The organism is Mailhella massiliensis (assembly GCF_020741395.1).
GTDB lineage: Bacteria > Desulfobacterota > Desulfovibrionia > Desulfovibrionales > Desulfovibrionaceae > Mailhella > Mailhella massiliensis_A.
The window spans coordinates 1-3,655 of sequence record NZ_DYZA01000091.1; the positions used below are offsets into that span (position 1 = coordinate 1).

A 3,655-nucleotide genomic window follows, 5' to 3' on the forward strand; every position below is an offset into this window, starting at 1 on the left:
TTCGGCCTCGACCTGGAACGCAAGGATGTGCGCCTCGGCTGTGAAATGGCCCGCCAGAAGGGACTGAAGCTTCAGCTCATTGAAACCGTGTTCGATATCTACAACAAGGCCCACGACGCCGGTTACGGCAATGAAGACTGCTGCGCCGTCTACAAGGTCTGCGGAAAGTAGCAGGGAACGGCGCGGAACGGTGTTCCGCGCCTCCCGGTCTTTCCCTCGGAGGAACGCCCCATGATGACCGCTCAGGAATACATCGATTCTCTTCGTAACTTACGCCCCCGCCGGGTTTACGCCTTCGGCAAAAAAATCGAATCTCCGGTGGACGACCCGCTGATCAGGCCTTCCATCAACTGCTGCGCCATGACGTACCGCCTTGCGGAACTGCCGGAATATCAGGATCTCATGGTGGTCACGTCCAGTCTGACCGGGAAAAAAATCAATCGGTTCTGCCACCTGCATCAGTCCACGGAAGACCTTGTCGACAAGGTGAAGATGCAGCGCCTCTGCGGCCGCCTGACGGGTTCCTGCTTCCAGCGCTGCGTGGGCATGGACGCTATGAACGCAGTGTTCAGCACCACCTTTGAAATAGATGAAAAATACGGCACGAAGTACCATCAACGCTTCATCCGCTTCATTGAGCAGTGGCAGGAAAACGACTGGACTGTTGACGGCGCCATGACTGATCCCAAAGGAAACCGCTCCCTTGCCCCCCATGCCCAGCAGGATCCGGACATGTTCATGCATGTGGTGGAACGCCGTGAAGACGGCATTGTCGTCTCCGGGGCGAAGGTGCACCAGACCGGTGCACTCAATTCCCATCAGATACTGGTCATGCCCACCCAGACCATGCGGCAGGAAGACAGCGACTACGCCGTTGCCTTTTCCATTCCCGCCGACGACTCCAGCCTGCTTTATATTTACGGCCGCCAGTCCTGTGACACGAGAAAGCTCGAACCCTACAAAACCGACGCAGGGAACATCAACTACGGCGGGCAGGAAGCCATCATCATTTTCGATCATTCCTTCATTCCCTGGGAAAACGTCTACATGCTGGGTGAAACGGACTTCTCCGGCATGCTGGTGGAGCGGTTCGCCGGGTATCATCGCCAGTCCTACGGCGGCTGCAAGCCCGGCAACGGCGATGTGCTCATCGGTGCCTCACAGGCCATTGCGGAATACAACGGCTGCGCCAGAGCTTCCCATATCAAGGATAAGCTCATTGAAATGGTGCACCTCAACGAAACGCTGTACTCCTGCGGCATAGCCTGCTCCAGCCAGGGCGCGCCCACACGGGCCGGGAACTATCAGATAGATATGCTGCTGGCCAACGTGTGCAAGCAGAACGTCACCCGCTTCCCGTACGAAATCGCCCGCCTCGCCCAGGACATTGCCGGAGGCCTCATGGTGACCATGCCCTCTCAGGAGGATTTCGCCTCGGAGGAAACGGGTGACTGGTGCCGGAAACTGCTTGCCGGAGACGCCTCCTACTCTGTGGAAGACCGCCAGCGCATGCTCCGGCTCATTGAAGCCATGACCATAGGTTCCGTTGCCGTGGGCTACCTCACGGAATCCCTCCACGGCGCAGGCTCCCCCCAGGCCCAGAGAATCATGATCGGCAGGCAGGCTGATCTGGATTTCAAGAAGTCCCTGGCCCGCCGCCTCTGCGGTATCGATGAAGATACGCTTGTCGTGAAGTAAGCCCGCCTCAGGCCTTCTTCCCCATTCCGGGCATGCCCGGAATGGGGAAGGCTTCCGGCTTGATTCCCGCACATCCATTCCGGCCAACATCGGCCGTTCAGGAACATCTCATGTGGAACTCTCTGATTCTGGAACAGAACCATCCTCTGGCGACGTTGACGCTGAACCGGCCTTCACAGCTCAACGCCCTCAATCTGGAACTGCTCACCGAACTGGAAGAGGCTCTTATCCTTCTTGAAAAAGACAAGGACACCCGGGTTGTCGTCCTCACCGGTGCAGGAGACAGAGCCTTTGTCGCCGGTGCGGACATAGGCGCCATGCAGGCCATGACTGCCGAAGAAGGCCGTGCCTTTGCAGCCTACGGGCAAAAGGTTTTCTCCCTCATCGAACATATGCCGCAGCCCGTTATCGCCATGGTTCAGGGCTTCGCGCTGGGCGGAGGATGCGAACTGGCTCTGGCCTGCGACATACGCGTTGCCTCAGAGCGCGCCCGCTTCGGGCAGCCGGAAGTTACCCTCGGCATCACACCGGGATTCGGAGGGACACAGCGCCTGCCGCGCCTCATAGGCAGAGGCCGGGCGGCCCGGCTCCTCTATACGGGAAGCGTCATCCATGCCGACGAAGCCTTTTCCCTCGGCCTTGTCGACCAGGTTCTGCCTCACGATCAGCTGCGCGAGGGAACCCTCGCCCTTGCCCGGGCCATAGCTGAACAAAGCGCCTGCGCCACACAGCAGATAAAGCGCTGCATCCGCAACGGCATGAATACCGGGCTGGAAGCCGGCCTGGCCTATGAATCCCAGGCCTTTGGTCTGTGTTTCACCACCTCGGAACAGAAAAAGGCCATGGAAGCCTTCCTGAACAAGCGCCGCTGAACCTCTGCCCGAAAAAGGAAATCGGCATGAATTCCCAGGCCTCACTACTGCAACGATTCAAGGACATTGCGGCCGGAATTGTCGAACCTCTGGCTCAAAAAACAGATGAAGAGGCGCGCTTTCCCGAAGAAGCTCTGGCTGCACTTGCGCGGGCCGGCCTTATGGGACTGCCCTACCCCAAAGAAGCCGGAGGAGCAGGCTCCACCTACCGGGAATACATTGAAGGAGTGGAAATACTTGCCAGAGCCTGCGCCTCTACTGCCGTATGCTACGCCACGCACGTTGCCCTGGCCTGCTACCCCATCTGGGCTTTCGGAACTTCCGAGCAGAAGGAAGCCTTTCTCCGCCCGTTGCTGGAAGGCAGGAACCTCGGAGCGTTTGCCCTTACCGAGCGCGAAGCAGGAACCGATGTCGGAGCGCTGCATACCACCGCTGTTCGCGCGCGCGGAGGCTATGTGCTCAACGGCGGTAAAATCTACATCACCAACGCAGGCCGGGCCCACACCTACATTGTGTTTGCCAGAACAGGCGGCCCCGGGCCGGGCGGCATCAGCGCCTTCCTTGTTTCCCATCAGGATAAGGGACTCTTCCTGCCTCCGCCTCAGAAAAAGCTGGGAATACGCGGAGCATGGACTGGAGAACTACTGCTGCGCGACCTCATACTCCCGGAAAACAGGAGAATAGGTAAAGAAAACGAAGGGTTTGCCATTGCCATGAAAGCACTTTCCATAGGGCGCATAGGCATTGCCGCCCAAGCCACGGGCATAGCGCAAAGAGCCCTGGAGGAAAGCCTTCACCGCCTCACAAGAAGAAAACAGTTCGGCTCGCTCCTGGCCGAATTCCAAGGCCTGCGCTGGAAAGCAGCCGATATGTACACACGGATCGAAGCCTCCCGCCAGCTGACCATACACGCGGCGGAACTGCTCGACAAAGGCTGTTCGATCGGCACCGCATCTTCGGCGGCAAAGCTCTTCGCTTCGGAAAGTGCCGTGCAGTGTACCGCAGAGGCCATGCAGATTGCGGGAGGCGAGGGTTACATGAGCGGATCTGTAGTGGAACGTCTTTATAGAGATGCAAAAATCACC

3 protein-coding genes are annotated in these 3,655 nt (G+C 58.7%); all 3 read left to right on the top strand.

What is annotated here, in order from left to right:
- Positions 1 to 231 precede the first annotated feature (231 nt).
- A complete protein-coding gene (locus K8W16_RS04920) occupies positions 232 to 1,698 on the top strand; it encodes a 4-hydroxyphenylacetate 3-hydroxylase family protein (protein WP_304121650.1) in 1,467 nt (488 codons plus the stop codon).
- A 110-nt stretch (positions 1,699 to 1,808) separates the two neighbouring features.
- Positions 1,809 to 2,570, top strand: a complete 762-nt coding sequence (locus K8W16_RS04925) for an enoyl-CoA hydratase-related protein (protein ID WP_304121653.1) — start codon at positions 1,809 to 1,811, stop codon at positions 2,568 to 2,570.
- A gap of 26 nt (positions 2,571 to 2,596) precedes the next feature.
- Positions 2,597 to 3,655 (top strand): acyl-CoA dehydrogenase family protein (locus K8W16_RS04930; protein WP_304121655.1); only part of this gene is annotated, 1,059 nt, incomplete at its 3' end.

Coding starts and splice junctions, on each gene's coding strand:
- K8W16_RS04920 (WP_304121650.1), top strand. CDS start 232: ATGATGACCGCTCAGGAATACATCGATTCTCTTCGTAACTTACGCCCC.
- K8W16_RS04925 (WP_304121653.1), top strand. CDS start 1,809: ATGTGGAACTCTCTGATTCTGGAACAGAACCATCCTCTGGCGACGTTG.